This window comes from Sphingomonas sp. 37zxx (assembly GCF_000786205.1).
GTDB lineage: Bacteria > Pseudomonadota > Alphaproteobacteria > Sphingomonadales > Sphingomonadaceae > Sphingomonas.
In genome coordinates this window covers 1-1788 of the sequence record NZ_JROH01000111.1, presented here as the reverse complement: position 1 = coordinate 1788, position 1788 = coordinate 1, and the positions used below count along the sequence as shown (strand labels likewise).

2 protein-coding genes and 2 pseudogenes are annotated in these 1788 nt (G+C 63.5%); 1 reads left to right on the top strand and 3 read right to left on the bottom strand.

What is annotated here, in order from left to right:
* Positions 1-244: 244 nt before the first annotated feature.
* From tnpB to QU44_RS16975, 3 genes and pseudogenes are all read right to left on the bottom strand, one after another.
* On the bottom strand, positions 245-448 hold the full coding sequence (gene tnpB, locus QU44_RS19060; protein WP_156141265.1) for an IS66 family insertion sequence element accessory protein TnpB: 204 nt from the start codon (positions 446-448) through the stop codon (positions 245-247).
* Positions 445-726 (bottom strand): annotated as a pseudogene (locus tag QU44_RS17255) (transposase); the annotation flags it as partial. The gene tnpB and the pseudogene QU44_RS17255, both read right to left, overlap by 4 nt.
* A gap of 200 nt (positions 727-926) precedes the next feature.
* A pseudogene (locus QU44_RS16975) lies at positions 927-1304 on the bottom strand (IS21 family transposase); the annotation flags it as partial.
* 92 nt (positions 1305-1396) lie between these two features.
* On the opposite strand from QU44_RS16975, the gene QU44_RS16970 reads away from it, so the two are divergent.
* On the top strand, positions 1397-1788 hold a 392-nt coding region (locus tag QU44_RS16970; protein ID WP_197054378.1), incomplete at its 3' end, for an IS110 family transposase.

The window sequence follows — 1788 nt, the reverse complement described above, 5'->3', positions numbered from 1 at the left end:
GCCCAGGTTGCGGCAGCGCCCGGCTCTCCAGCTAATGGGTGCGCCCTCGATGGTCTTCACGGCTCACTACGCGGCCTATTATCTCGGCGTCGACATCGCGGTTGTCGAGGAACTTGCCATGCAAATAGAGCCTGAGGACGGCTGACTCAGCATCATCGACAGCCTCGATGAAGCGGCAGACTCCCTCACCGCATTCACCTCGAGCGGGCTACACTGCCTCGAAGAACTTCTCGATGATCGCCGCTCAGCATTCATCAAGCGTCCCTGAACTCGTCGCGGCCCTCACCGGATGGATACCGTGCCGCCCGCGAAAGATGTACAGATCGCCGGCATGTGGGTCGCGCTTCAACCCTTGCTGTACCTGGAGCGCCAGACCGAACATTCCGCGGCGCATATCGGTGCAGCCGGTAGCAAGCCAGATCCTGACGTCGCTGCGGACCGGGATCATCGCCGCAACGACCGGATCATCGCCGTCACCAGCCCGGGCGGCGCGTCGGCCGCGATCCGTAGGACTGCCCCGCCGACCTCCAACACCACAGCGCATCCCGCCGCTGCCGCCGGTTCAGGCTCGCAACTGACAGTCACCGCCGCGAAGCCCAGCGACACTGGCTCGGAAAGATCGCGCCGCCACCGGTATAGCTGGCTCGGTCGTAGGTCCGCACGTCGAGCGACCTCCGCCACGCTCGCCCCCGGCTCGCAAGCCGCCGCCACAAGCGCGCGCTTCTGCTCCTCCGTCCAAACCCCAGATCACCGTCGCCTGACCCATCGCACCACCGCTAACACCGGTGCAAACACCGTCGCTTGCACCAGTGCTACGTCAGCCGATCACCCGCCCACAGCAAGGCGGTCCCCACCGCAGGCTTACCGCCTCCCGGGACCTAGTATTACAGAAAATGAATATGGCCGCAAAGGCCAAAAGHTGSCANGTCCTCGCTCCAGTCGAACTGGAATGCTTCGCCCGCAGCGAACACCAGCGGCACGAACGTACCCCGCCCGCTGGTCTGCGCCTCGCGCTGCCGCTCTGCCTTCCACGCCCTGACGTAGGCGGCCACGCGGCCATACGATCCATCGTAGCCCAACACCACGAGGTCGGCGTGCATCTGCTTGGCCGTGCGCCGCTGCTTGCGCGACTTGGTGCCCTCGGTCCGCAGCCAACCCGAAAGCTTCTCGGCAAATGGGTCGAGCTTGCTCGGTCGATCGGGAACCTTGAAGCTTGGATCAACCGTCCCGGCACGCAGGTACTTGCGGATCGTGTTGCGCGACAATCCCGTGCGACGCTCGATCTCTCGGATCGGTCCCGCCATCCTGCTTTGATTGCGAGGTGGTTGCTCCCCGATAAGATGGAAAAACGGGCTCTCGATTGGCACCGGGCCCAAACATCGGATGGAGAGCAACCATGGAGCAGTATATCGGCTTGGACGTTTCACTGAAAGACACTGCGATTTCAATCCGGCAGGGCGGGTCTCGGATTTGGCGGGGCAAATGCCCGTCAGATCCGGCGTTGCTGGCAGAGATCATCCGTAAGCGGGCACCATTGGCAAAGCGCGTAGTCTTCGAGACCGGCCCCCTCTCGACATGGTTCTATCACGCGCTGACGTCAGAAGGTGTGCCGGCGATCTGCATCGAAGCGCGCCACGCGCAGAAGATTCTGAGCGAAACGCTGAACAAGACCGACGCCAATGACGCTGATGGCCTGGCGCAGTTGGCCGAGGCAGGCTTTTACAAGGCCGTTGGGCCGTTATCCTGCGCTTGCCGGCCGCCAGCTATGCTGCGGGTTGCGCCAGTCGA